The sequence below is a fragment of the Bordetella saccharivorans genome, from assembly GCF_045862855.1.
GTDB classification, from domain to species: Bacteria; Pseudomonadota; Gammaproteobacteria; order Burkholderiales; family Burkholderiaceae_B; genus Bordetella_A; species Bordetella_A petrii_F.
Genome location: NZ_BAAFZO010000001.1, coordinates 1692495 through 1715900, shown reverse-complemented (window position 1 = coordinate 1715900; position 23406 = coordinate 1692495). Strand labels below are relative to the sequence as shown.

21 protein-coding genes are annotated in these 23406 nt (G+C 68.5%); 6 read left to right on the top strand and 15 right to left on the bottom strand.

The window, feature by feature from the left end; translation table 11 throughout:
- Positions 1 to 19 precede the first annotated feature (19 nt).
- The 6 genes from ACKTT0_RS08240 to ACKTT0_RS08215 all read right to left on the bottom strand — a co-directional run bounded on the left by ACKTT0_RS08240 (position 20) and on the right by ACKTT0_RS08215 (position 7024).
- Positions 20 to 1669: an acyl-CoA synthetase gene (locus tag ACKTT0_RS08240; protein WP_407852395.1), complete on the bottom strand. Its 1650-nt coding sequence runs from the start codon at positions 1667 to 1669 to the stop codon at positions 20 to 22.
- Positions 1669 to 2724, bottom strand: a complete 1056-nt coding sequence (locus ACKTT0_RS08235) for a phosphotransferase (protein ID WP_407849456.1) — start codon at positions 2722 to 2724, stop codon at positions 1669 to 1671. Before ACKTT0_RS08235 ends, ACKTT0_RS08240 begins: the two co-directional genes overlap by 1 nt.
- Positions 2721 to 3947 (bottom strand): acyl-CoA dehydrogenase family protein, encoded by a 1227-nt coding sequence (locus tag ACKTT0_RS08230; protein ID WP_407849455.1) that lies wholly within the window; start codon positions 3945 to 3947, stop codon positions 2721 to 2723. Before ACKTT0_RS08230 ends, ACKTT0_RS08235 begins: the two co-directional genes overlap by 4 nt.
- Positions 3948 to 4003: 56 nt before the next feature.
- A complete protein-coding gene (locus ACKTT0_RS08225; RefSeq protein ID WP_407849454.1) occupies positions 4004 to 4765 on the bottom strand; it encodes an SDR family NAD(P)-dependent oxidoreductase in 762 nt (253 codons plus the stop codon).
- A gap of 174 nt (positions 4766 to 4939) precedes the next feature.
- The gene (locus ACKTT0_RS08220) at positions 4940 to 5941 is read right to left on the bottom strand and encodes a Bug family tripartite tricarboxylate transporter substrate binding protein (protein ID WP_407849453.1); all 1002 of its coding nucleotides are present in this window, start codon (positions 5939 to 5941) and stop codon (positions 4940 to 4942) included.
- A gap of 177 nt (positions 5942 to 6118) precedes the next feature.
- The gene (locus ACKTT0_RS08215; protein ID WP_407849452.1) at positions 6119 to 7024 is read right to left on the bottom strand and encodes a LysR family transcriptional regulator; all 906 of its coding nucleotides are present in this window, start codon (positions 7022 to 7024) and stop codon (positions 6119 to 6121) included.
- 189 nt (positions 7025 to 7213) lie between these two features.
- Between ACKTT0_RS08215 and ACKTT0_RS08210 the strand changes: the two genes are divergently transcribed.
- Genes ACKTT0_RS08210 through ACKTT0_RS08200 form a run of 3 tightly spaced genes read left to right on the top strand, consistent with a single transcriptional unit; the run spans position 7214 to position 9442 of the window.
- A complete protein-coding gene (locus ACKTT0_RS08210; protein WP_407849451.1) occupies positions 7214 to 8122 on the top strand; it encodes a ferritin family protein in 909 nt (302 codons plus the stop codon).
- Between the two features lie 12 nt (positions 8123 to 8134).
- On the top strand, positions 8135 to 8533 hold the full coding sequence (locus ACKTT0_RS08205) for a RidA family protein (protein ID WP_407849450.1): 399 nt from the start codon (positions 8135 to 8137) through the stop codon (positions 8531 to 8533).
- A gap of 18 nt (positions 8534 to 8551) precedes the next feature.
- Complete coding sequence (locus ACKTT0_RS08200) at positions 8552 to 9442, top strand: alpha/beta hydrolase (protein ID WP_407849449.1); 891 nt, start codon at positions 8552 to 8554, stop codon at positions 9440 to 9442.
- A 12-nt stretch (positions 9443 to 9454) separates the two neighbouring features.
- Here the strand turns inward: ACKTT0_RS08200 and ACKTT0_RS08195 are convergent, their stop codons facing one another.
- From ACKTT0_RS08195 to ACKTT0_RS08175, 5 genes are all read right to left on the bottom strand, one after another.
- The gene (locus ACKTT0_RS08195) at positions 9455 to 11476 is read right to left on the bottom strand and encodes an acetyl/propionyl/methylcrotonyl-CoA carboxylase subunit alpha (RefSeq protein ID WP_407849448.1); all 2022 of its coding nucleotides are present in this window, start codon (positions 11474 to 11476) and stop codon (positions 9455 to 9457) included.
- A gap of 119 nt (positions 11477 to 11595) precedes the next feature.
- Entirely contained in the window at positions 11596 to 13203 is a 1608-nt protein-coding gene (locus ACKTT0_RS08190) for a carboxyl transferase domain-containing protein (protein WP_407849447.1), read from the bottom strand.
- 130 nt (positions 13204 to 13333) lie between these two features.
- Entirely contained in the window at positions 13334 to 14515 is a 1182-nt protein-coding gene (locus ACKTT0_RS08185; RefSeq protein WP_407849446.1) for an acetyl-CoA C-acetyltransferase, read from the bottom strand.
- Between the two features lie 30 nt (positions 14516 to 14545).
- Entirely contained in the window at positions 14546 to 16384 is a 1839-nt protein-coding gene (aceK, locus tag ACKTT0_RS08180; protein WP_407849445.1) for a bifunctional isocitrate dehydrogenase kinase/phosphatase, read from the bottom strand.
- A gap of 10 nt (positions 16385 to 16394) precedes the next feature.
- Positions 16395 to 17573, bottom strand: a complete 1179-nt coding sequence (locus ACKTT0_RS08175) for an isovaleryl-CoA dehydrogenase (RefSeq protein WP_094805446.1) — start codon at positions 17571 to 17573, stop codon at positions 16395 to 16397.
- Positions 17574 to 17830: 257 nt separating this feature from the next.
- Between ACKTT0_RS08175 and ACKTT0_RS08170 the strand changes: the two genes are divergently transcribed.
- Both ACKTT0_RS08170 and ACKTT0_RS08165 read left to right on the top strand, forming a co-directional pair.
- Positions 17831 to 19009: a M20 aminoacylase family protein gene (locus ACKTT0_RS08170; RefSeq protein WP_407849444.1), complete on the top strand. Its 1179-nt coding sequence runs from the start codon at positions 17831 to 17833 to the stop codon at positions 19007 to 19009.
- A gap of 67 nt (positions 19010 to 19076) precedes the next feature.
- Positions 19077 to 20060, top strand: a complete 984-nt coding sequence (locus ACKTT0_RS08165) for a tripartite tricarboxylate transporter substrate binding protein (protein WP_407849443.1) — start codon at positions 19077 to 19079, stop codon at positions 20058 to 20060.
- 11 nt (positions 20061 to 20071) lie between these two features.
- Here ACKTT0_RS08165 and ACKTT0_RS08160 read toward each other — a convergent pair whose 3' ends face one another.
- From ACKTT0_RS08160 to ACKTT0_RS08150, 3 genes are read right to left on the bottom strand one after another with little or no spacing between them, the layout of a single operon-like run.
- Positions 20072 to 20404, bottom strand: coding sequence for a YnfA family protein (locus ACKTT0_RS08160; protein ID WP_407849442.1), 333 nt, complete (start codon positions 20402 to 20404; stop codon positions 20072 to 20074).
- Between the two features lie 3 nt (positions 20405 to 20407).
- Entirely contained in the window at positions 20408 to 21052 is a 645-nt protein-coding gene (locus ACKTT0_RS08155; protein ID WP_407849441.1) for an FMN-binding negative transcriptional regulator, read from the bottom strand.
- Positions 21053 to 21090: 38 nt separating this feature from the next.
- Entirely contained in the window at positions 21091 to 21468 is a 378-nt protein-coding gene (locus tag ACKTT0_RS08150) for a MerR family transcriptional regulator (RefSeq protein WP_407849440.1), read from the bottom strand.
- Positions 21469 to 21542: 74 nt separating this feature from the next.
- Between ACKTT0_RS08150 and ACKTT0_RS08145 the strand changes: the two genes are divergently transcribed.
- Complete coding sequence (locus tag ACKTT0_RS08145; protein WP_407849439.1) at positions 21543 to 22601, top strand: MBL fold metallo-hydrolase; 1059 nt, start codon at positions 21543 to 21545, stop codon at positions 22599 to 22601.
- Between the two features lie 42 nt (positions 22602 to 22643).
- On the opposite strand, the gene ACKTT0_RS08140 is transcribed toward ACKTT0_RS08145, so the two are convergent.
- Entirely contained in the window at positions 22644 to 23270 is a 627-nt protein-coding gene (locus ACKTT0_RS08140) for a LysE family translocator (protein WP_407849438.1), read from the bottom strand.
- Positions 23271 to 23406 lie beyond the last annotated feature (136 nt).

Genomic DNA, 23406 nt, shown 5'->3' with positions numbered 1-23406 from the left:
CGCCGCCGCGCAAGCGAATCTAGCCGCCGCCCGCGCCGGCCTCATCCAGGGCGGCGGCCTGGCTGCGCAGCAGGAACTTCTGCACCTTGCCCGTGGCGGTCTTGGGCAAGGCCCCGAAGACGATGGTGCGCGGCACCTTGAAGCGGGCCAGGTGCGCGCGGCAATGCTCGATCAGCTCGGCGGCCGTGCAGCGGGTCCCGGGCTTCAGGGTGACGAAGGCGCACGGCGTCTCGCCCCAGACCGCGTCCGGCCGGGCCACCACGGCGGCTTCCAGCACGTCCGGATGGCGGTACAGCACGCTCTCGACCTCTACCGTGGAAATGTTCTCGCCGCCGGAAATGATGATGTCCTTGGCGCGGTCCTTGATCTCGATGTAGCCGTCGGCGTGCACCACGCCCAGGTCGCCGGAATGGAACCAGCCGCCCGCGAAGGCTTGCGCCGTGGCGGCCGGATTGCGCAGGTAGCCCTTCATGAGCGTATTGCCGCGCAGCATGATTTCGCCCATGGTGGCGCCGTCGCGCGGCACCGGCCGCATCTGTTCGTCCATGACTTCGACCTGCTCGACATTGAGCTTGCGCACGCCGATGCGCGCCTTGAGCGCGGCGCGCTCGGCCAGCGGCAGCGTGTCCCATTCATCGTGCCATGCGCAACTGATCGAGGGGCCATAGGTCTCGGTCAGGCCGTACAGGTGCGTCACGCCGACGCCCAGCTGCTCCATGGCCTCGATCACGGCGGCGGGCGGCGCGGCGCCGCCGGTCAGCGCCTGCACGCGGTGCGTAGCGCGATACTGCTGTTCGGCCGGGGCATTGATCAACATGTTCAAGACCACCGGCGCGGCGCAGAAGAACTGCACCTGGTGGCGGCGGATGGCGTCGAAGATCGCCGCCGGCTCGACCCGCCGCAGGCACACGCTGGTGCCCGCCAGCGCCGCCAGGGTCCATGGGAAGCACCAGCCGTTGCAGTGGAACATCGGCAGCGTCCACAAGTACACGGCGTGCGGCGGCATGCCGCAGGTCAGCACGTTGCCGGTGGCGTTGAGATACGCGCCGCGATGGTGATACACCACGCCCTTGGGGTTGCCGGTAGTGCCCGAGGTGTAGTTCAGGCAAATGCCCTGCCATTCGTCCTCGGGCCATTGCCATGGCGCATCGGGCGGCTGCGCCGCCAGCCATGCCTCGTACTCGGCGTCGCCCAGGTCGCCATGCGGGCCGCCGTACTCGCTGTCCTCGATGCGCACCGTGCGCGGCGGCGACGCCAGCCGGGCCAGCACCTCGCGCACCAGCCCGGCGTATTCGCTGTCGTACAACAGCACGGCGGCGCGGCCGTGCTCCAGGATGAACGCCAGCGTGGCGGCATCCAGGCGCGTATTCAGCGCGTTGAGCACCGCGCCGGACATCGGCACGCCGAAATGCGCCTCGTACAGCGCGGGCACGTTGGGCGCCAGCACCGCCACCACGTCGCCGCGTCCCACGCCCCACGCCCGCAGCCCCGCCGCCATCCGCGCGCAGCGTTCGCGGGTCGTGCGCCAGTCCTGGCTGCGGGCGCCGTGCACCAGGGCGGGGCGCCGCGGGTAGACGTCGGCGGCCCATTGCAGAAAGCCCAGCGGCGTCAGTGCAAGATGGTTGGCGCTATTGCGCGGCAGCGCGTCGTCGGTTGCGGTGCTTGTCATCATGGCCTCGCGGGTGCATTGCGCCGCGTCGTCTCGCGGCTGGCGGCCTGCCACCCCAGTTCGGCGAGCGGCGCGACGCGCGCACCCATCTCGCGCGCGTCGTGCGCGGCGGCATTGCCGGCCTGGGCGCGCGCGTAAACGCCCTGCAGGATGGCGGCGATGCGGAAGAAGCTGTAGGCCAGGTAGAAGTCCCAGTCGGCCGGAGCCTCCATGCCGCGCGCGCGACAATAGGCGGCCACGAACTCGTCTTCGCCGGGAATGCCCAGCGCTTGCAAGTCCAGCCCGGCGATGCCGCGCCATAGGCTGGGCGGAATGCGCCAGCACATGCAGTGGTAGGCCAGGTCGGCCAGCGGGTGGCCCAGGGTGGACAGCTCCCAGTCGAGCAGTGCGATGGCGCGCGGCGCCGCCGGGTCGAACACCAGGTTGTCGATGCGGTAGTCGCCGTGTACCAGGCAGACGCGGCCGTCGTCCGCCGGCAGGTGGCGGGGCAGCCAGTCGATCAGGGCATCCATGGCGTCGATGCGGCCCGTCGCGGTGTCGCGGTACTGCCGGGTCCAGCGCGCCACCTGGCGGGCAAAGTAATCGCCCGCGCGGCCGTAGTCGGCCAGGCCGAGGCGGTCCGGCACGACCGCATGCAGCGCGGCCAGCACGCGGCCCGCCTCGGCATAGATGGCGCCGCGTTCGGGCGCTGCCAGGCCTGGCAGCGCAGGGTCCATGAAGACGCGCCCCTGCGCATAGCTCATCAGGTAGAACGGCGTGCCGATGATGGTCCGGTCATCGCAATAGTGCAGCATGCGCGGCACCGGCACCGCCGTGTCGGCCAGCGCGGCCATCACGCGGTATTCGCGGTCCACGGCATGGGCCGAGGGCAGCAGCGCGCCGGGCGGCTGCTTGCGCAGCACGCGGCGCCCGGTCGCGTCTTCGAGCAGGAAGGTCGGGTTGGATTGCCCGCCGGCCAGCGGACGGGCGCGCAGGCTGGCGGCGTCGGCCAGCCCCCGCTGCGCCAGGTACGCCGCCAGCGCGGCCAGCCAGTCCGGCTGCGCGGCCGCGCTCATACCAGGGCCTTGCGCGGGGCGTCGGCCTCGTCCCAGCGCCAGTAGGCGTCGCCTTCGTCCACCAGGTAGCGCGCCAGCACCATCTTGTGCACTTCCGAGGCGCCGTCCACCAGCCGCGCTTGGCGGGCGTAGCGGTAGATCCACTCCAGCGGCGTGTCTTTCGAATAGCCGCGCGCGCCGTTGAGCTGCAGGGCCGTGTCGACAGCCTTGTGCAAGGTTTCCGAAACCACGATCTTGGCCATGGAGATTTCCTTGCGCGCGTAGTCGCCCTGGTCCAGCCGGGCGGCCGCGCGCATGGTCAGCAGCCGGCCGATCTCGATCTGCATGGCCGCGTCGCCCAGCAGCCACTGCACGCCCTCGCGCTCGGCCAGCTTCTGGCCGAAGCTGCTGCGCTGCCCGACGTAATCGACCGCGATCGCCATGGCGCGGCGCGCCAGTCCCAGCCAGCGCATGCAGTGTGTCAGCCGCGCCGGTCCCAGGCGGATTTGCGTGAGCTTCAGGCCGTCGCCGATTTCCATCAGGCGGTTCTCGTCCGGAATCTCCAGGCCGTCGAACACCAGCTCGCAATGTCCGCCATGCTCTTCCGGACCCATGATGGGGATGCGGCGCTCGATGCGCCAGCCCGGCTGGCCGGCGTCGAACAGGAACGCGCTGAGGCCCTTGCGCGCGTCGTCCGAAGTGCGTGCGATCAGGATGAAATGCTGCGCCACGCCGGCGCCGGTAATGAACCACTTGCGGCCGTTGATGATCCACTTGTCGCCCTGCCGGGTGGCCGTGGTGCGCATCATGGACGGATCCGAGCCGCTGCCGGGATGCGGCTCGGTCATGACGAACGACGACCGGACCCGGCCATCGATGATCGGCTGCAGCCAGCGGTCTTTCTGGTCGGGGCGCGCCACCTGCGCCAGCACGCGCATATTGCCATCGTCGGGGGCCGCGGCGTTGAACGCCACCGGCCCGAAGATCGAGCGGTTCATCTCTTCATAGCAGGCGGCCAGGCCCACCATGGGCAGGCCCTGCCCGCCGCGTTCGCGCGGCATCTGCAGGGCCCACAGCCCGGCTTCGCGCACTTTGGCGCGTACCGCCTGCAGTGCCGCCTCGTCGATGTTTTCATGGTCGTCATAATTGGCCCGGTCGGCCTCCAGCGGGATCAGCTCCGCATCGACGAAGCGGCGCACGCGCGCGCGGTAGTCCTCGAGTTCGGGGGGCAGCGAAAAATCCATCCACAGTCTCCATGCTCAGCGCCGCCCTTGGGCAGGGACGGCAGTATGCGGTTGCTTCACAACGAACTGACGAGGTGGCCGCCGTCGACGTCGATCACCGAGCCGGTCATGAACGCCGAGGCGTCCGACGCCAGCAGCAGCAGCGGGCCGTCCAGGTCGCGCGGCTGGCCCAGGCGGCGCTGCGGTACGCGCTTGATCAGCGCCTCGCCGGCCGGCGAGGCGAAGAATTCGCGGTTCAGGTCGGTGGCGATGTAGCCCGGCGCCAGTGCATTGACGCGGATGTCGTGGCGCGCCCATTCCAGTGCCAGGGCGCGCGTCAGGTGCAGCAGGCCGGCCTTGGCGGCCGCATAGGGCGCCACGTGCGAGGCCACGCGCTGGCCCAGGATGGAGGCGATGTTGATGATGACGCCCGGCCTGGCGTGGGCGCGGAAATGCGCGGCGCTGGCCTGCGCCACCCGCCAGGCGCCGTTGAGGTTGACGTCGATCAGGCCGGTCCAGGCCGGTTCGGAAATGTCCAGCGCGGGCTCGCTGAGGGCGATGCCGGCGTTGTTGAGCACCACATCGATGGGGCCCAGCTCCGCGGCAGCGGCGTCGACGGCGGCCCGCACGCTGTCCGCGTCGGTGACATCCATCTTCACGGCGCAGGCCATGCCGCCCGCCTGCCGGATGCCGGCGGCCACTTGCTCGCCCAGTTCAACGCGGCGGCCGCACAGCGCCACGCGCATGCCGGCCTGCGACAGCACGCCGGCGAAATGCCGCCCCAGGCCGCTGTAGGCGCCGGTGATCAATACCGTCTTCGACTTCAAGTCCTCGAACATCCACTCCCCCCAGGTCGGCCTTCGGCCCGCGCAGCAGGGGTGCCAATGCGTCCGGCACCTCGAGTTCTAAACGTAACACAGCGCTGGCCAGGGCCTTGCCGCAATTGCCGATGGCCAGGCTGCCGGGGGACGCCTCTCTCTGGAAGGGAGGGCCGCCCGGGCGCTGCCCGGCGTTCAACGTGGCGCCAGGCCGGCGGCCTTCACGACGGCGGTGTACTTTTTGACTTCTTCTTCGACATAGGCCGCGAACTCGCCGGCAGACCGCTGATCCGGTTCGGCGCCGATCTGGCGCAGCTGCTGCGCCAGGTCTTCTGAATGCATGATGGCGGACATTTCGTCCCGCAGGCGCGTCAGCGCCTGGGACGGGACGTTGACCGGCGCGAATACCGCGAACCAGGCGCTGACCTCGAAGCCCGGTATGCCGCTTTCTGCCACGGTCGGCACTTCGGGCAGCAGCGCGCTGCGCTGCAGGCCGGTAACCGCGAGCGCGCGCAGCTTTCCTTGGCGAATATTGGGAATCGACGTGGTTTGCAGGTCGAACATCAGCGGGATATGGCCCGCCATGACGTCCACCAGCGCGGGCGCGCTGCCCCGGTAGGGCACATGCACCAGCCGGATCCCGGTGGCGCTGGCCAGCATTTCTCCCGCCAGGTGATTGGATGTGCCCGGGCCGGCCGATGCATAGTCGAGCGTTTCCGGCTGGCGCCTTGCCGCGTCGATGACATCGGAGAGCGTCTTGAATGGCGAGGCGGGAGGCGTCACGAGCACGAAAGGCGTCGCCGCTACAGGGGCTACCAGCACGAAGCTGTGGAGAGGGTCGTAGCCGACCTTGTTGATGGCCGGGTTGATGGCATGCGAGCTGACCGTGCCCAATAGCAGGGTGTAGCCGTCGGCCGGAGCCTCTGCCACGAACCGGGCTCCGATCGCCGTGCCGGCGCCACCCTTGTTCTCGACCACGACCGGCTGGCCCAGCCTTTCGCCCAGTTTCTGTCCTACGGCGCGCGCGAGAATGTCGGCGGAGCCACCTGCCGGGTAGGGCACCACCAGTGTCACGGGACGGGTGGGAAAGGCCTGCGCCACGGCCTGGCCCGGGCCGCTCGCCAACAGGATACAGGCCGCCGCCATCGGCAATAGACAGGCGGTCGCGGATGCAATCACTCGGCGCAGTTGGTTCATGCGATTCATCCCTCATGGGTGGCATTCCGCCGCTAGGCGATCCTGATTTGCGTCAAATGCTCCCAAGTTACTCCCGGCTTGTCTAATACCGTTCGGGGCGGCTGCTGATACGCCGGACGAATCACACCCGGTGTTTTGCCGGTTGTGCCGAGCTTTTGCGCGGTCTCGCCGTGCTGTCTAGCTGGCCGGTATATGGGATGCGTCCAAGGCGCTCGCCAGGAAGGCGTGGATGACCGGATTGTCATTCCTGCCGGCATACGCGAATACCAGCTGATAGGCGGGAGGATGCTTCGCCGCGGCGATGTCGACGAAGCACACGTCCCGCATTTGCAGGCGCCGCATGGCGGACGGCACCAGCGCTACGCCCAGGCCGCCCGCGACCAAGGTCAAGATGGCTTGCATCTGCGAGGCTTCTTGCACGACTCTCGGCATGAAGCCGGCTGCCTGGCAGGCCCCCAGTAGCGCGCTGGCGAAGCCGGTGCCTTCGGCGGCCGGGAACGAAACGAACGCTTCCCCGGCCAGTTCCTTCATGCGCACTTTCCGGCGGGCGGCCAACGGGTGTCCGAGCGGAACCGCGATCACGAAATGCTGCGGTTGCAGCGCGACCAGTTCCAGCCCTCGCGAGTCATAGACCGGGCCGACAAGCAGCGCCAGATCGGTGTGTCCGTTGTGAAGGTCTTCCAGTTGCCGCCGCGTCGTCTCCGCCGTCAACGTCAGTTGCACGGTCGGGTAAGCGGCCTGGAAGCGCTTGAAGATGCCGGGCAGGACATCGAGGGCCGCACTGGGGACGAAGGACAGGCGCAAGCTGCCTTCGAGGCCGCTGCCTGTGCGGCGGGCGCGTTGCCGCGCCTGCTCGACAAACTGCAGCAGCCGCACCGCGTCGCTATAGAAGACCTGGCCCGCCGGCGTCAGCCGTACATGGTGCTTGCTGCGGTCGAGCAGTGGCGTGCCGATCTCCGCTTCGAGATTCTGCATCGCCGTGGACAGCGGCGGCTGCGACATGTGCAGCCGCTCGGCCGCCCGCCGGAAATTCAGCTCCTCGGCGATGACAACAAACTGGCGCACCAACCGAAGTTCGAGCATAGCGGCACCACACTGGCGACCCGGGTTGGCAATATCTAGCACGAATCACGTGGCCATGTAAATAGTATTGGATGTATCAGGGGCACGGACCTAGGATGGGTGGCTCCGATGGCTTCTTCACCCACGGACAGAAAGCGATGAGTACTGCCCGACGCATCCGTTCTCTGTTCCCACTCGAGGATCAACCCGATGCAACCGTCCTTGCTTGAGGAAATTCCGCAGGTTCCCAATCCCTATCCGGTCGTGGCTGATGTCGAATACCCCGAGGTCTGGCGCCTGTGCATGCAGGCACGCGAGCTTGCCTGGGATCCGGTGACGGATATCGACTATTCGGATATCAAAGAGGCCGAGCTGCCGGCCGAGGTGCGTTCAGCCGGCGCCGAATGGTGGAGCCTGCGCGCCTGGATGGAGCACGGCGCCACGCCATACGGGGCCGAGCGCCTGCGCGAAGCCATCTTTTCTCACCAGCCCTTCGAGGTCAAGCAGCACATCACCAATTTCATCGCGGAAGAGTTCCGCCATCATGAAGCCAGCTTCCGCATCGCCGAGCATTTGAGCGGCTATGAGGCGACGCCGCGGGCCGACTATTTCAAGGACATCATTCCGCGCTTTCACGACGAGTCTGACGAGAAGGCCATGAGCTTCTATGCGGGCTTGTCGGTCAATACACTGTTCGAGCAGCTTTCCGGCGAGCTGCTCCAGGCGCGCTATGAAAATGCGCGGTTCGCCTCGATCCGCGAGGCGTGCCGGCTGATTCTTCGGGACGAGGCCCGCCACATCCAGTTCGGTCGCATCATCATGCGCCGCTTCTTTGCCGAACTGCCGACGCAGGAGAAGCGCACGATCGGCGAAAAGGTTGCAAAAAAACTCAGGGGCAGCCTGCTCAATGGCGTCTATGCCGTTGTCAACCTTCCCGCCGACGAGCGGGCGAGATCCGGCCGCAATCGCGCCCTGGCGGCGGAGCACGGCCTCGGTGCGACGCATCCAGAGGAAGAAATGGGCATTATCCGGAAAGGGCTGAACCAGATCCGCGAAGACGTGGGCGCATATGGGGTCGAGATTCCCCGCGTGCCCGAAATCGACGACAGCATCCAGTGAGCGAGCCGCCCTATGCCGAATCGGATCATTGTCGCCGCCGACGCTGCCCCGCCCCTGGGCCCCTATAGCATGGCTATCGCTTCCGAAGGCCCGGGGACCTGGCTGCACATCGCCGGCCAGGTCGGCGTCGAGCCGGACGGCCGGCTGCCAGATGGCTTCGAAGCCCAGGCGTGGCAAGCCTGGGCGAACCTGGTGGCAGTATTGTCATCCGCCGGAATGCAGGTCCGCCATCTGGTCAAGGTCAGCACGTTCCTGACCCGGCAGGCCGATGTGCCGCTGTTCGGCCCAGTGCGCGCTTCGTTCATCGGCGAGGCCCGGCCCGCCTCCACGCTGGTGGTCGTGCAGGCGCTGGCCCGTCCGGAATGGCTGGTCGAAATCGAAGGCACCGCCTTTCTCCCGGCAGCCACTTGAGCCGGCGGGGCCAACACGATGCGTCCTGAGTTTGTGACCCGCCGCCTGCGCGAGATCGGTGCGCGATGGCAAGCGGACATACGCGCGGCGGGGGACGAGACCAAGGCACTCTACTTGCCTTTGCTGGCGGGTGCTCCGCGAGCCGGTATCGATGTCGTGCGCGACCTGGCCTATGGCGGCCACCCGCGCCAAGTGCTGGATGTCCATAGTCCCTCGGGAGCGCGACGCGCGCCAGTCGTGGCGTTCGTCCATGGCGGGGCTTTCGTCAGGGGAGCGAAGAACATCAATGCGGAGATGTACGGCAACGTACTGACCTGGTTCGCGCGGCAGGGATGCGTCGGCGTCAATATCGAATACCGGCTCGCGCCGGAGGCGCCGTACCCGGGCGGCGCGGCCGATGTCTCGGCGGCATGTCGATGGATCTCCCGCCATGTGCGTTCTTTGGGGGGCGATCCGGACCGGCTCTGCATCATTGGCCATTCGGCCGGCGGCACCCATGTAGCCACACTGGTGTGCAATGCGCTGGACGATCCCCTGCCCATCGATGCGCGTTGCGCCGTCCTGGTATCCGCCCGGCTGCAGGCGGATACGTCGGCGGTGAATCCCAACGCCGCGGGCGTCGCGGCGTATTTTGGCCCGGATCCGGCCCGTCATGCGGCCTGTTCGCCGCTGACGCATGCCGCCCGCGCCGGCATGCCCGTGATGGTGGCCAATGCCGAATACGAAAACCCGCTGCTGGACCTGTATGGCCTCGAATTTGCCCTGGCGCTAGGCAAGGCCCGCGGCACGGCGCCGGTGCACGTCGCCCTGCCGGACCACAACCATGTGTCCATCATGGCGCATTTCAACACTCCCGAGCAATGGCTGGGCGAGCAAGTGCTGGCCTTCTTCGAACGGTCGTGCCGCTGAGGTCCGGGCGGGCTAGTCGATCGCCACCAGCTCCGCCCCTTCCGCCACCTGATCGCCCACGGCGTAGAACATTTCCCGCACCTTGCCGTCGGCCGGCGCCGAGATGGTGTGCTCCATTTTCATGGCTTCCATGACCAGCAGGGGCTGGCCCTTGGAAACGCTGTCGCCGGCCTGCACGGCGATCGAGATGATCTTGCCCGGCATGGGGGCGGTCAGCCCGCCGGCATGGTCGCCCTGGGCGTCCTGCGCGTGCGCGAGCGCGTCGTGCAGGCCCAGCACCTGCGTGCGGCCGGCGCGGAACACATAGGCTTTGTCGCCGTGCAACACCACCGTGCCGGTGCTTTCGTGGCCGCCCAGCGCGATGCGCAGGCCGTAGGCCAGGTTGGGGTTGGCGCCCGGCTGGGCGCGCCACGAGAACGGCCGGGATTGGCCGTCGCAGGCCAGGGTCCAGGCCTGGCCGTCGCGCGCCACGGCGACTTCGCGCAAGGTGTCCTGGTCGAGCCACTGCACGGCCTGTGTATATCGGCCGCCCAGGCGCCAGCCGTCGCGCGTGTCCCAGGGGTCGACGGCGGGCCGGCCCGCCTGGCCGGCCGATTGCGCCAGGCCCTGCCGCACCAGCACCGCCGCCGTGGCCAGCGCCAGCGTCGCGGCATCGGCCGGTGCCGGCGGCGGCAGCAGGGTCTGGCGCTGGCGCTCGATCAGGCCGGTGTCCAGGTCGGCGGCGGCGAAGGCCGCGTCCTGCATCAGCCGCGTCAGGAAGGCCACGTTGGTCTGCACGCCCACCGCGTGGGTGTGGGCCAGGGCCTGGATCATCCGCGCGCGTGCCTGGTCGCGGTCGGCGCCGCGCACGATCAGCTTGGCGATCATGGGATCGTAATAGGGCGTGATGGCGTCGCCCATGCGCACGCCGCCGTCCACCCGCACGTCGCCGTTGGCGAACGCCGTGTGCGGCGGCAGTTCCAGGTAGGCCAGGGTGCCGATGGAAGGCAGGAAGCCCTTGTCGGGGTTTTCGGCATAGATGCGCGCCTCGATGGCATGGCCGTCGAGGCGCAGGTCTTCCTGCGCGGCGGGCAGCGGCTGGCCGGCGGCTACGCGCAACTGCCATTCCACCAGGTCGTGGCCGGTGATCATCTCGGTGACCGGGTGCTCGACCTGCAGGCGCGTGTTCATTTCCATGAAGTAGAAGCGGCCGTCGGGCTCGGCGATGAATTCCACCGTGCCGGCGCCCACGTAGCCGACCGCGCGCGCCGCCGCCACCGCCGCCTCGCCCATGGCGCGGCGCCGCTCGGGCGTCATGCCGGGCGCGGGCGCTTCTTCGATGACCTTCTGGTGGCGCCGCTGCACCGAGCAGTCGCGTTCGAACAGGTAGACGCAATTGCCATGCGTATCGGCGAATACCTGGATCTCGATGTGGCGCGGCTTCTGCAGGTAGCGTTCGATCAGCACGCGATCGTCGCCGAAGCTGGAGGCGGCCTCGCGCTGGCAGGAGGCCAGCGCATCGAGGAAGGCGCCGGCCGACTCGACCACCCGCATGCCCTTGCCGCCGCCGCCGGCGCTGGCCTTGATCAGCACCGGGTAGCCGATGGCGTCGGCCTGCGACTTGAGGAATTGCGGATCCTGGTTGTCGCCATGGTAGCCGGGCACCAGCGGGACGCCGGCTTTCTCCATGAGCGCCTTGGCGGCCGATTTGCTGCCCATGGCGGCAATGGCGGACGCCGGCGGCCCGACGAAGGCGATGCCAGCATCGGCGGCGGCCTGGGCAAAGGCCTCGTTCTCGGACAGGAAGCCGTAGCCCGGATGGATGGCCTGCGCCCCGGTGGCGCGCGCCGCTTCCAGGATGGCCTCGCCGCGCAGGTAGCTGGCGCGCGGCTCGGGGCCGCCGATATGCACGGCCACGTCGCAGGCGGCGACATGGCGCGCGCCGGCGTCGGCATCGGAATACACCGCCACGGTGCGGATGCCCAGGCGGCGGGCGGTGGCGGCGACGCGGCAGGCGATTTCGCCGCGGTTGGCGATCAGCAGGGTGTCGAACATTGGCGTCATCCAGTCGGAATGCTTCGTTAACTTCAGCGATGCTGCGGCTTTGCAGCAACCTTGTCGGGGCGCGCGGATCCGGCTTCGCCGGTCCGCCAGCGCTGGCCCCTGGCCGGGGGCTACATCCGGAACACGCCGAAGCGGGTGTCCTCGATGGGGGCGTTGAGCGCGGCCGACAGCGCCAGGCCCAGCACCCGGCGCGTATCGGCCGGCGCGATGATGCCGTCGTCCCACAGGCGCGCGGTCGCGTAGTACGGATGCCCTTCGCGCTCGTACTGGGCGCGGATGGGGGCCTTGAACGCCTCTTCTTCTTCGGCCGACCACTGGCCGCCCTTGGCCTGGATGCCGTCGCGCCGCACCGTGGCCAGCACGCTGGCGGCCTGCTCGCCGCCCATCACGGAGATGCGCGCGTTGGGCCACATGAACAGCAGGCGCGGCGAATAGGCGCGGCCGCACATGCCGTAGTTGCCGGCGCCGAACGAGCCGCCGATCAGCACCGTGAACTTCGGCACGTTGGCGGTGGCCACCGCCGTGACCATCTTGGCGCCGTGGCGCGCGATGCCCTCGTTCTCGTACTTGCGGCCCACCATGAAGCCGGTGATGTTCTGCAGGAACACCAGCGGGATCTTGCGCTGCGCGCACAGCTCGATGAAGTGCGCCCCCTTCTGGGCCGATTCGGAAAACAGGATGCCGTTGTTGGCCACGATGCCCACCGGCATGCCGTGGATGTGCGCGAAGCCGGTGACCAGCGTGGTGCCGAAACGCGCCTTGAATTCGTCGAACTCGGAGCCGTCGACAATGCGCGCGATGATCTCGCGCACATCGTACGGCTTGCGCGTATCGGCCGGGATGATGCCGTTGAGCTCGGCCGGGTCGTAGCGCGGTTCGCGCACCGGCGCCAGCGCCAGCGGCGCGGGTTTCTGGCGGTTCAGGCGCGCCACCGCATTGCGCGCCAGCTGCAGGGCATGCAGGTCGTTGGCGGCCAGGTGGTCGGCCACGCCGGACAGGCGCGTGTGCACGTCGCCGCCGCCCAGGTCCTCGGCGCTGACTTCCTCGCCGGTGGCCGCCTTGACCAGCGGCGGGCCGCCCAGGAAGATGGTGCCCTGGTTGCGCACGATGATGGACTCGTCGCTCATGGCGGGCACATAGGCGCCACCCGCCGTGCACGACCCCATCACCACCGCGATCTGCGCGATGCCCTGCGCCGACATCACTGCCTGGTTGTAGAAGATGCGTCCGAAATGGTCGCGGTCTGGGAAGACTTCATCCTGGCGCGGCAGGTTGGCGCCGCCGGAATCCACCAGGTACACGCACGGCAGGCGGTTCTGCGCGGCGATCTCCTGCGCGCGCAGGTGCTTCTTGACGGTCATGGGGTAGTAGGTGCCGCCCTTGACGGTCGCGTCGTTGCAGACAATGACGCATTCCGTGCCGGCGATGCGCCCGATGCCGGTGATGACGCCGGCCCCCGGCGCTTCGCCGTCGTACATGCCATGGGCCGCCAGCGGGGAAAGCTCCAGGAAGGGGCTGCCCGGGTCAATCAGCCGCTCGACGCGGTCGCGCGGCAGCAGCTTGCCGCGCGCCACGTGCTTGGCGCGCGCCGCCTCGCTGCCGCCCAGCGCCGCCTGCGCCAACTGGCGGGCCAGGTCGTCCAGTTGCGCTTGCATGGCGCGGGCATTGTTGGCGTACTCTTGCGAGCGCACATTGATGCGGGATTCTAAGGTGGGCATTATTTTCCCTGCGCGGGTTTTGCAGGTGTCAGGCTCCCGAAGGGTGCCTGACACCGAGGCATGTGCATTGCGGTGCAAATCAGATCCGGTGGGTGTCTGGCGCCCTGCGGGAGCCAGACACGCCGGGGGGTTACATCATCTCGATCGCCATGGCCACGGCTTCGCCGCCGCCGATGCACAGCGTGGCCACGCCGCGCTTGCCGCCGGTCTTGCGCAGCGCGCCGACCAGCGTGGCCATCAGGCGGGCGCCCGAGGCGCCGATGGGGTGGCCCAGGGCCGTGGCGCCGCCATGCACGTTGACTTTCTCGTGCGGCAGCTTGAAGTCGGTCATGGCGGCCATGGTCACCACGGCGAAGGCTTCGTTGATCTCGTACAGGTCGACGTCCTCGGCTTTCCAGCCGGTCTTGGCGAACAGGTTCTTCAGCGCGCCCACCGGCGCCGTGGTGAACCAGCCAGGCTCTTGCGAATGCTGGCTGTGGGCGACAATGCGCGCCAGCGGCTTGACGCCCAGTTCTTCGGCAGTGGAAGCGCGCATCAGCACCATGGCGGCGGCGCCGTCGGAAATGGACGACGAGTTGGCCGCGGTGACGGTGCCGTCTTTCTTGAAGGCGGGCTTCAGGGTGGGAATCTTCTCGGGCATGGCCTTGGTGGGCGCCTCGTCGGTGTCCACCACGGTATCGCCCTTGCGGCCGGCCACGGTGACCGGCGCGATTTCCCATTTGAAGCTGCCGTCTTCGCTGGCCGCGCGGGCGCGGCGCAGCGATTCCAGCGAGAAGGCGTCCTGCTGTTCGCGCGTGAAGCTGTACTTGGCGGCGCAGTCTTCGGCGAACACGCCCATGGCCTTGCCGCGGTCGTAGGCGTCTTCCAGGCCGTCCAGGGCCATGTGGTCGTAGACCGTGCTGTGGCCGTAGCGGTAGCCCTGGCGCCCCTTGAGCAGCAGGTAGGGGGCGTTGCTCATGCTCTCCTGGCCGCCGGCCACCACCACCCGCGCCGAGCCCGCGGCCAGCAGGTCGTGGCCGAACATGGCCGCCTTCAGGCCGGAGCCGCATACCTTGTGGATGGTGGTGCACGATACGCCCAGCGGCAGGCCCGCGCCGAGCGCGGCCTGGCGGGCCGGCGCCTGGCCCTGGCCGGCCTGCAGCACGTTGCCCATGATGACTTCGTCGACCTGGTCCGGCTGCAGGCCGGCGCGCTCGACAGCCGCCTTGATGGCGACCGCGCCCAGCTCGTGGGCGGCCAGGCCGGACAGGCTGCCCAGCATGCCTCCCATGGGGGTACGGGCGACGGAAACGATGACGATGGGATCAGACATGATTGACTCCTGAAAATCGGACGGGAACTGTCACGGCGCGGTAGCGCGTTGCGGGGCGCTGTCGTGGCGCAGCCGCCTGTCTTTATCGTAAGGGAAAAATTCCTCGATCCGGCCCTGCGCCACATGGGCGCGGCAGGCCTGCCACCACTCGGGCTGCAGCAGGTCGGCGTGGTGCCGCAGAAAGGCCCGGCGCACGCGCGGGTCGCCCAGCAGGAAACGGCCGAATTCTTCGGGGAAAACGTCGTTGGGCCCGACCGCATACCAGGGTTCGCTGGCCATTTCGGCTTCTTCGTTGGGTGCGGGCGGGATGCGGCGGAACTGCATCTCGGTCATGCGTTGGATTTCGTCGTAGTCGTAGAACACCACGCGGCCCAGGCGGGTGACGCCGAAGTTCTTGTACAGCATGTCGCCAGGGAAGATATTGGCGGTGGCGAGCTGGCGGATGGCGTCGCCGTACTCGCGCACGGCCTGGTCCAGCAGCGGCTCGGGCGCATGCTGCAGGTACAGGTTCAGCGGCGTCATGCGGCGCTCGATGTACACGTGGCGGATGACCACGGTGTCGCCGTCTTCCTCGAGCAGGCTGGGGACGCGCTCGCGCAGTTCGTCCAGCAGGCCGGGCGCGAAGCGCGCGCGCGGCAGCGCGACTTGCGAGTATTCCCAGGTGTCGGCCATGCGGCCCACCCGGTCGTGCAGCTTCACCATCTGGTACTTGCGCCGCACCGTGGCGTGGTCGATGCCGTCCTTGTCGATGCGGTCCTTGATGAGCTTGAACACGTACGGATACGAGGGCAGCGTGAACACGCACATCACCATGCCCCTGATGCCGGGCGCGATGTCGAAGGCGTCGCGCGAATGGGCCAGGTGGTGGAGGAAATCGCGGTAGAACAGGGTCTTGCCCTGCTTCTGCAGGCCGATCATGGTGTAGAGCTCGGCCTTGGGCTTGCGCGGCAGCAGGCTCGACAGGAAATTGACCACCGCCGCGGGGGTTTCCATGTCGACCAGGAAATACGCGCGCGTGAAGCTGAACAGCGTGCTCAGGTCGTCGGCGCCCAGCAGCAGCGCGTCGAGCTCGACCTGGCCCGCGGCGTTGCGCGTGAGCGCCACCGCGAACGGATGCACGGTGCTCTGGTTGATCAGGCGCCCGACGATGTAGGCGCCCTTGTTGCGAAAGAACAGCGAGCCGAGCACCTGCACCTGGCAGTCCGGCGCGAGCCGGCGGCCCAGGTGGCGCGGCCACTGGGCGCGCAGCTGGCGCACGGCCGCGCGCGCCAGCAGGCGGGCGTCGCGCGGCAGGTCGGCATACGGCGAGGCCAGCCCGAAGTCGGCCACCATGCGGATCAGGCTCTTGCGCAGCCCTTCCGTCAGCGGGTAGTAGACGCGGTACGAGGGGATGCGGCTGTCGAGATAGTCGGTGGCGACCGCCGGGCGCACGAACAGGAAATCGTTGTGGAAGTAGTCGCGGTGCAGGATGCGGCACGACACCGAGTTGAAGAAGGTCTCGGCGCATTCCGGCTGGCGGTGCCCGGACAGCAGCCCCACGAATTGCTGCTTGACCTCTTGCCAGAAGGCGGTCTGGCTGTCGGTGAGGCTGGCGGAGCCTGCCGGCGCGGCCGAGTCGCGCAGCGCCTCGCGCAGCTGGGTGGCGCATTCGCGCACCCGCATGTCGTAGTATTCGATGCGCTCGCGCGACAGCTGCTGGATGCCGTGCCAGTCGCCCGATTCGAACAGCGACTTGGCCCGCTGCGCGCTGTAGCGGAACAGCGCATAGTGGCGGTCGAACCCGGCCAGGATCTGGCGCGCCACGGCCAGCGGCTGCGGCTGCGGGGCAGGAGCCTGCTCGATGCGCTGGACGTCGCCGCTGTAGATCATGGCCGGGCGGTCAGGCGGTTTCGGCGAACAGCTCGCGGCCGATCAGCATGCGGCGGATCTCGCTGGTGCCCGCGCCGATCTCGTACAGCTTGGCGTCGCGCCACAGGCGCCCGGTGGGATATTCGTTGATGTAGCCATTGCCGCCGAGGATCTGCACGCCTTCGCCGGCCATCCAGGTGGCTTTCTCGGCGGTGTACAGGATGAGCGCGGCGCAATCCTTGCGCACCTGGCGGACATGTTCCGCGCCGAGCTGGTCCAGGTTCTTGCCGACCGCGTAGCAGAAAGCCCGGCTGGCCTGCAGGGTGGTGTACAGGTCGGCCACCTTGCCCTGGATCAGCTGGAATTCGCCGATGGCCTGGCCGAACTGCTTGCGTTCGTGGATGTACGGCACTACGACGTCCATCACCGCCTGCATGATGCCCAGCGGCCCGCCCGACAGCACCGCGCGTTCGTAGTCGAGCCCGCTCATCAGGACCCGCACGCCGCCATTGACCTGGCCCAGCACGTTTTCCTCGGGGATCTCGCAGTCCTGGAACACCAGTTCGCCGGTGTGGCTGCCGCGCATGCCCAGCTTGTCGAGCTTCTGCGCCACCGAAAAACCCTTGAAGGATTTTTCCACCAGGAAGGCGGTGATGCCGCGCTGGTGGGCTGCGGGGTCGGTCTTGGCATAGACCACCAGGGTGTCGGCGTCCGGGCCGTTGGTGATCCACATCTTGGTGCCATTGAGCACGTAGCGGTCGCCTTTCTTGTCGGCGCGCAGCTTCATGCTGACCACGTCGGAGCCGGCGCCCGGCTCGCTCATGGCCAGTGCGCCCACGTGCTCGCCGGAGATCAGCTTGGGCAGGTAGCGGGCCTTCTGCTCGGCCGTGCCGTTGCGGTGGATCTGGTTGACGCACAGGTTGGAATGCGCGCCGTACGACAGACCGATGGAGGCGCTGGCGCGGGAGATTTCTTCCATGGCCACCATGTGCGCCAGGTAGCCCAGGTTGGCGCCGCCGTATTCTTCGCTGGCGGTCATGCCCAGCACGCCCAGTTCGCCGAACTTGCGCCAGAGGTCCATGGGGAATTGGTCGCTGCGGTCGACTTCGGCTGCGCGCGGCGCGATTTCCGCCTGGGCGAAGGTGCGCACGGCGTCGCGCAGCATGTCCAGGTCTTCGCCTAAATTGAAATTCAAGCCGGGAAGGTTCATCGCAGTCTCCGTGATAGTGGGCGCTTACCTACCCGGGCGGCGCAAGCGGCGCCCGCAGGGCGGGCCCATCATGCGCCCGGCGGGCTGGGCCAGGCAATGCGGAAGCTCAATATTACGTTTACGTAAACGTAAATTGGACACGGGTTTACCCTGACAAAAATACCCGCGCCAACTTGTCTGACCATGACAGAATTCACATGAAACATGTCTGACAGGATGGGCCCGCCGGGGCCCGTCGCACCACAGGGGGAATTGCCTTGATCGAGCTCGCCGACCTGGACGAGATTGTCGCACTGCGGCGTGACATTCATGCTCATCCCGAACTGGCCTACGACGAACATCGTACCGCGGCCCTGGTGGCCGAGCGCCTGCGTGACTGGGGCATCGAGACCCACACCGGCATCGGCCGCACCGGCGTGGTCGGCGCGCTGAAGGCAGGCACGAGCCGCAAGGCGATCTTGCTGCGCGCCGACATGGACGCTCTGCCCATCCAGGAGGAAAACCGCTTCCCGCACCGTTCGCGCCACGACGGCAAGATGCACGGCTGTGGCCACGATGGCCATACCGCCATGCTGCTGGCCGCCGCCCGTCATCTGAAGCAGGTCGGCGGTTTCGACGGCACGGTCTACTTTGCCTTCCAGCCGGCCGAAGAAAACGGCGGCGCGGGCGCCCGCGCCATGATCGAGGACGGTTTGTTCGAGCGCTTCCCGTGCGAGGCGGTGTTCGGCATGCACAACTGGCCCGGGATGCCGGCCGGCAGCTTCGGCGTCTGCAGCGGCCCCATGATGGCGGCCGCCAATGCGTTCAAGATCACCGTCACGGGGCGCGGCGGCCATGCGTCCGCCCCGCAGGACTGCGACGACCCGGTGCCCGCCGTGCTGGCCATCGGCCAGGCGCTGCAGACCATCCTGACCCGCAGCAAACGGCCGCTGGACGCCGCCGTGATATCCATCACCCAGTTGCAGGCCGGCAATGACGTCACCAACATCATCCCCGGCAGCGCCTGGCTGGGCGGCTCGGTGCGCGCCTACAGCGAGGCCGTCGTCGACCTGATCGAGCGCCGCATGCACGAACTGGCCGAGCCGATCGCCGCGGCCCATGGCTGCCAGGCCGATGTCTACTTCGAGCGCCGCTATCCGGCGCTGGTGAACACCCCGGATGAAACCGCCTTCTGCCTGGATGTCATGCGCGAAGTGGCGGGAGCCGACCAGGCGCGCGTGATCGAACCCGCCATGGCGTCGGAAGACTTCGCTTTCATGTTGCAGGCCAAGCCGGGCTGCTACGTCTTCCTGGGCAACGGCGACGGCGGGCATCGGCTGGCCGGCCATGGCCTGGGTCCATGCATGCTGCACAACACCAGCTATGACTTCAACGACAGCCTGATTCCCGTCGGGGCGTCGTACTGGATCCGCCTGGTACAGCGATACCTGGCTTGAAGCCGGCAGGTGCCGCGGCCCGGGGCCTGCCCGGGCCGGTTTTCCCGCGTTTCCAACCGGAGCCGTCATGATCAGAATTGCCGTGCTGTCGAGATTCGTCCATGTCCTGGCCTGTGCGGCCATGGTTGCCGCCCCCGCCGTGCAGGCCCAGCCGGCCTGGCCCGGCAAGACCCTGACGCTGGTGGTGCCCTACACCGCCGGCGGCACCAACGACACGCTGGGGCGGGCGCTGGGCGACGTGCTGCGCCAGGAATATGGCACGGCGACCATCATCGAGAACAAGCCCGGCGCGGGCGGCAGCGTGGGCGCCGACGCCGTGGCCCGCGCGCGCGCCGACGGCGCCACGCTGCTGCTGGCCTCGACCAGCCCGGTGGTCATCTTCCCCAACCTGGTCGAGACGCCCTATGACCCGATGAAAGACCTGGTGCCGGTGGCCAGCGTGGCGGTGGGGCCGGTGGCGATCCTGGCCACCAAGGCGCTGCCGGTCAAGAGCTTCGGCGAACTGGTCGAGCATGCCCGCAAGCATCCCGGCAAGGTCACGTTCGGCGTGCCGGGCCTGGGCACGGTGGCGCACATCGGCATGGCGGCACTGAACAAGCAGCTGGGCATCGACATGCTGCAGGTGCCCTACCGCGGCGGCAGCCAGGCGGTCTCGGACGGCCTGGGCGGCCAGGTCGACCTGCTGGTGGTCAATACCGACATCGTGCTGCCGCACGTCAAGGCCGGCACGCTGACGCCGCTGGCGGTGATGGCGCCGCAGCGCCTGGCCCCGTGGCCCGACGTGCCGACCATGGCCGAACTCAAGCTGCCGGAGATCCGCTACTTTTCCAATTTCGCCCTGTTCGCGCCGGCGGGCGTGCCGGCCGATGTGTCGCAGGCCATGCAGGCGGCGCTGGACAAGGCGCTGGCCAGCCCGGCGTACCGGCAGATGCTGGACAAGTATTTCATGCAGCCGGGCACCGGCACGGGCGCCGAGTTCGCCCGCCAGGTGCGCGCCGACTACGACAACAACCGCCGCGTCATCCGCGAGAACAACATCCGGGTGCAGTAGCCCGGCGCCGGTCAGCCGTGGCGCGGGCCGGCCATGATCAGGGCCATGCCGGCCAGGCACAGGCCGACGCCGGCCCAGTCGGTCGGGGCCGGCCGCACGCCGTCCACCGCCCAAAGCCACAGCAGCGCCATGCTGACATAGACGCCGCCATAGGCGGCGTAGACTCGGCCGGCAGCCGTGGGATGCAGCGTCAGCAGCCAGGCGAACAAGGCCAGGCTCAGGGCCGCCGGCGCCAGCAGCCAGGCCGAATGCCCCTGCTTGAGCCACAGGTAGGGTAGATAGCAGCCCAGTATCTCGGCCAGCGCGGTCAGCGCGAACAGGCCCAGCGTCTGCAGCGTCGCCATCGGTCAGGTCTCGTCCGGGTAGCCGGCCACCAGCCGGGCCATGGCGGCGGCGTCGGGCCGCCCGCGCTCGCGCAGGCCTTGCGCCGCGCCGGCGCGATTGGCCGCTGGCTGGTTCTGGCTGACCTTCCATTTGCCGGTCAGGCGCTCGATGCGCAATTCGATGCCGACCACCGCGGCGATCATCTTGTCGACGAAATCGACCGGCGCGTCGGCCACCGACCAGGGTCGCGCAAAGCCGGATTCGTGCGCGTCCGTCAGCGTGTCGAGCAGGCCGCGCAGCCAGGCCGCATCGTCAATGGCGCGCAAGCTGCCGTGGGCGTGGACTACCGCGTAGTTCCAGGTGGGCACGGCCTTGCCGTGCTCGTGCTTGGACGGGTACCAGGATGGCGAGATATAGGCGTCGTCGCCCTGGAATATGGCCAGCGCGGGGGCGCCCTCGCCCACTGCGCGCCACAGCGGGTTGGCGCGCGCCACATGGCCGCGCAGCACGCCCTGCGGACCGGCCGTCGCGTCCAGGTGCAAGGGGATGTGGTTGGCTTCGAAGCCGCCCGCGCCGTCGGCGGTGACCAGCGTGGCCAGCGGCCGCGCGCGCATCAGGTCATGCAGCGCCGCGGGCCGCGTTTCCTCGAAATGGCGGGGCAGGTACATAGGACTCTCCGGCGCCGCGGGCGGGCGCGCGGCGCGTGTCAGGGTTTCTGGGCCAGCAGCAGGCGGCACTGCCGCTCTTGTTCGGCGATTTCCGACAGCGTGTCTTCGATGTCGCGCCGCTGCTGCTCGAGGGCCGCGCGGTGCGAGGCCAGCACGTCGAGATAATGCCGCAATTGCGGCGTGCTGTCGCCGGGGCCATCGTACATGTCGATGAGGGCGCGGATTTCCGACAGCTGCAGCCCGAGCCGCTTGCCGCGCAGCGCGAGCTTCAGGCGCGTGCGGTCGCGCGGGCTGTACACGCGATTGCGGCCATCCCGCGCAGGGCTGACGATGCCCTGGTCTTCATAGAAGCGGATGGTGCGGGGCGTGATGTCGAACTCGCGCGAGAGCTCGGAAATCGTCCAGGTGGCGGGCATGCGAGGTTTGGCAGTTTACGTAAACGTAAATTATGATGGCTTGGAACAATCGTCAAGCCAATACGAGAGCTTCCATGAATCCCAACGAGCATCAATTGCAGTATCCCTGGGGCGATGTCCAGCCCGAAGCCGGCGTTGCCCGCGAGGTGGCCGATGGCGTGAAATGGATCCGCATGCCGCTGCCGTTTGCGCTGGACCACATCAACCTGTGGCTGCTGCGCGATGAAGTCGACGGGCGCCCGGGCTGGACCATCGTCGACTGCGGCATCGCGCGCGATGAGGTCAAGACGCTATGGGAACAGGTATTCGCCAAGGAACTGGACGGCCTGCCGGTGTTGCGCGTCATCGTCACGCACATGCACCCCGACCACGTCGGCCTGGCCCATTGGTTGTGCGAGCGCTGGGACGCGCCGCTATGGATGAGCATGACGGATTACATGGTGGCGTCGCTGTGGTCGTCGCGCCAGTCGGGCTCCGGCCCCAACGGCCAGGCCGCGGTGGAGCACTTCGCCCGTCACGGGCTGGTCGACGCCGACGCGCAGGAGCAGATCCGCCGGCGCGCCGGCTACTACCCAGGCCTGGTGCCCGCCATGCCGTCGCGCTACACCCGCCTGCTGCATGGCGACGATGTGCGCATCGGCGGCCGGCCGTGGCGCGTCATCGTGGGCTACGGGCACGCTCCGGAACACGTGTCGCTGTACAGTCCGGACCTGGCGACGCTGATCTCCGGCGACATGGTGCTGCCGCGCATTTCGACCAACGTCAGCGTGTTCGACTACGAGCCGGACGCCAACCCGTTGCCGCTCTATCTGCGCTCGCTCGACCGCTATGTCGACCTGCCGGCCGATACCCTGGTGCTGCCGTCGCATGGCCGTCCGTTCAAGGGCCTGCACCAGCGCATTGCCCAGCAGCACCAGCATCATGCCGACCGGCTGCAGGACGTGTTGCAAGCCTGTGTCCAGCCGCAGTCCACCGCCGACATCGTGCCGGTGCTGTTCAAGCGCAAGCTCGATCTGCACCAGCTCACCTTCGCCATGGGCGAGGCGCTGGCGCACCTGCATGCGCTGTATTTCGACGGCAAGGTAGCGCGCCGCACCGGCGACGACGGCATCGTGCGCTTCACGGCGCGCTGACCGGCGCGTGCCGCATGCCGCATGGCGGCGTGCGCGCCGCTGCTAGCGGCTGGCCGTGGCCAGCCGTACCGCCAGGCCCAGGAACACCACCCCGGCCAGGCGATTGAGCCAGCGCGAGGCGGTGGGCGAGCGCTGCAGGAGCTGGCCGAAGGTGCCCGAGAAGAATGCAATCGCGCCGAACACCAGCAGCGTGGCCGCCATGAAGACCGCCCCCAGCACGATGGTCTGCAGGCCTACCGAGCCGTGCGCCGGCGAGGTGAACTGCGGCAGGAACGCGAAGAAGAACAGCAGCACCTTGGGGTTGGTGAGGTTCATGATGATGCCGCGCCGGTACAGGGCGCCGCCCGCCAGCGGCGCTGGCCGCTGCGCGCTGGCCGGCCCGCCGGGCGCGCGCAGCGCCTGCCATGCCAGGTACGCCAGGTAGGCCGCCCCGACCAGCTTCAGCGCCGTGAACGCATGAGGCGAGGCCGCGAACACCGCCGCCAGCCCCGCCGCCACGGCGGCCGTGTGGCCCAGCAGCCCGGTGCACAGGCCCAGCACCACCAGCATGCCGGCGGTTCGCCCCCAGATGGCCGACTGCATCAGGACGAACAGGTTGTCGGGCCCCGGCGTCAGGGCCAGCAATACGGCAATACCGAAGAAGGCGAGCAGCGTGTCGGGGGGCGGCATGGTTCGGCGGGCGGCAGCGCAGGCTGCGTGCGGCCTGGAAAATGAGCGGGCTTCAAGGGTACTGCGCGCCGGAGTGCGCTGGCAATCGCTCGCCAACGATTCCGCGCCAGCGGCGAATCTCCTAATATCGAAGTTT

What these genes read in the sequence shown, in the direction of transcription:
- ACKTT0_RS08240 (WP_407852395.1), bottom strand. Translation starts at nt 1,669, where the DNA reads ATGACAAGCACCGCAACCGACGACGCGCTGCCGCGCAATAGCGCCAAC.
- ACKTT0_RS08235 (WP_407849456.1), bottom strand. Translation starts at nt 2,724, where the DNA reads ATGAGCGCGGCCGCGCAGCCGGACTGGCTGGCCGCGCTGGCGGCGTAC.
- ACKTT0_RS08230 (WP_407849455.1), bottom strand. Translation starts at nt 3,947, where the DNA reads ATGGATTTTTCGCTGCCCCCCGAACTCGAGGACTACCGCGCGCGCGTG.
- ACKTT0_RS08225 (WP_407849454.1), bottom strand. Translation starts at nt 4,765, where the DNA reads ATGTTCGAGGACTTGAAGTCGAAGACGGTATTGATCACCGGCGCCTAC.
- ACKTT0_RS08220 (WP_407849453.1), bottom strand. Translation starts at nt 5,941, where the DNA reads ATGAACCAACTGCGCCGAGTGATTGCATCCGCGACCGCCTGTCTATTG.
- ACKTT0_RS08215 (WP_407849452.1), bottom strand. Translation starts at nt 7,024, where the DNA reads ATGCTCGAACTTCGGTTGGTGCGCCAGTTTGTTGTCATCGCCGAGGAG.
- ACKTT0_RS08210 (WP_407849451.1), top strand. Translation starts at nt 7,214, where the DNA reads ATGCAACCGTCCTTGCTTGAGGAAATTCCGCAGGTTCCCAATCCCTAT.
- ACKTT0_RS08205 (WP_407849450.1), top strand. Translation starts at nt 8,135, where the DNA reads ATGCCGAATCGGATCATTGTCGCCGCCGACGCTGCCCCGCCCCTGGGC.
- ACKTT0_RS08200 (WP_407849449.1), top strand. Translation starts at nt 8,552, where the DNA reads ATGCGTCCTGAGTTTGTGACCCGCCGCCTGCGCGAGATCGGTGCGCGA.
- ACKTT0_RS08195 (WP_407849448.1), bottom strand. Translation starts at nt 11,476, where the DNA reads ATGTTCGACACCCTGCTGATCGCCAACCGCGGCGAAATCGCCTGCCGC.
- ACKTT0_RS08190 (WP_407849447.1), bottom strand. Translation starts at nt 13,203, where the DNA reads ATGCCCACCTTAGAATCCCGCATCAATGTGCGCTCGCAAGAGTACGCC.
- ACKTT0_RS08185 (WP_407849446.1), bottom strand. Translation starts at nt 14,515, where the DNA reads ATGTCTGATCCCATCGTCATCGTTTCCGTCGCCCGTACCCCCATGGGA.
- aceK (WP_407849445.1), bottom strand. Translation starts at nt 16,384, where the DNA reads ATGATCTACAGCGGCGACGTCCAGCGCATCGAGCAGGCTCCTGCCCCG.
- ACKTT0_RS08175 (WP_094805446.1), bottom strand. Translation starts at nt 17,573, where the DNA reads ATGAACCTTCCCGGCTTGAATTTCAATTTAGGCGAAGACCTGGACATG.
- ACKTT0_RS08165 (WP_407849443.1), top strand. Translation starts at nt 19,077, where the DNA reads ATGATCAGAATTGCCGTGCTGTCGAGATTCGTCCATGTCCTGGCCTGT.
- ACKTT0_RS08160 (WP_407849442.1), bottom strand. Translation starts at nt 20,404, where the DNA reads ATGGCGACGCTGCAGACGCTGGGCCTGTTCGCGCTGACCGCGCTGGCC.
- ACKTT0_RS08155 (WP_407849441.1), bottom strand. Translation starts at nt 21,052, where the DNA reads ATGTACCTGCCCCGCCATTTCGAGGAAACGCGGCCCGCGGCGCTGCAT.
- ACKTT0_RS08150 (WP_407849440.1), bottom strand. Translation starts at nt 21,468, where the DNA reads ATGCCCGCCACCTGGACGATTTCCGAGCTCTCGCGCGAGTTCGACATC.
- ACKTT0_RS08145 (WP_407849439.1), top strand. Translation starts at nt 21,543, where the DNA reads ATGAATCCCAACGAGCATCAATTGCAGTATCCCTGGGGCGATGTCCAG.
- ACKTT0_RS08140 (WP_407849438.1), bottom strand. Translation starts at nt 23,270, where the DNA reads ATGCCGCCCCCCGACACGCTGCTCGCCTTCTTCGGTATTGCCGTATTG.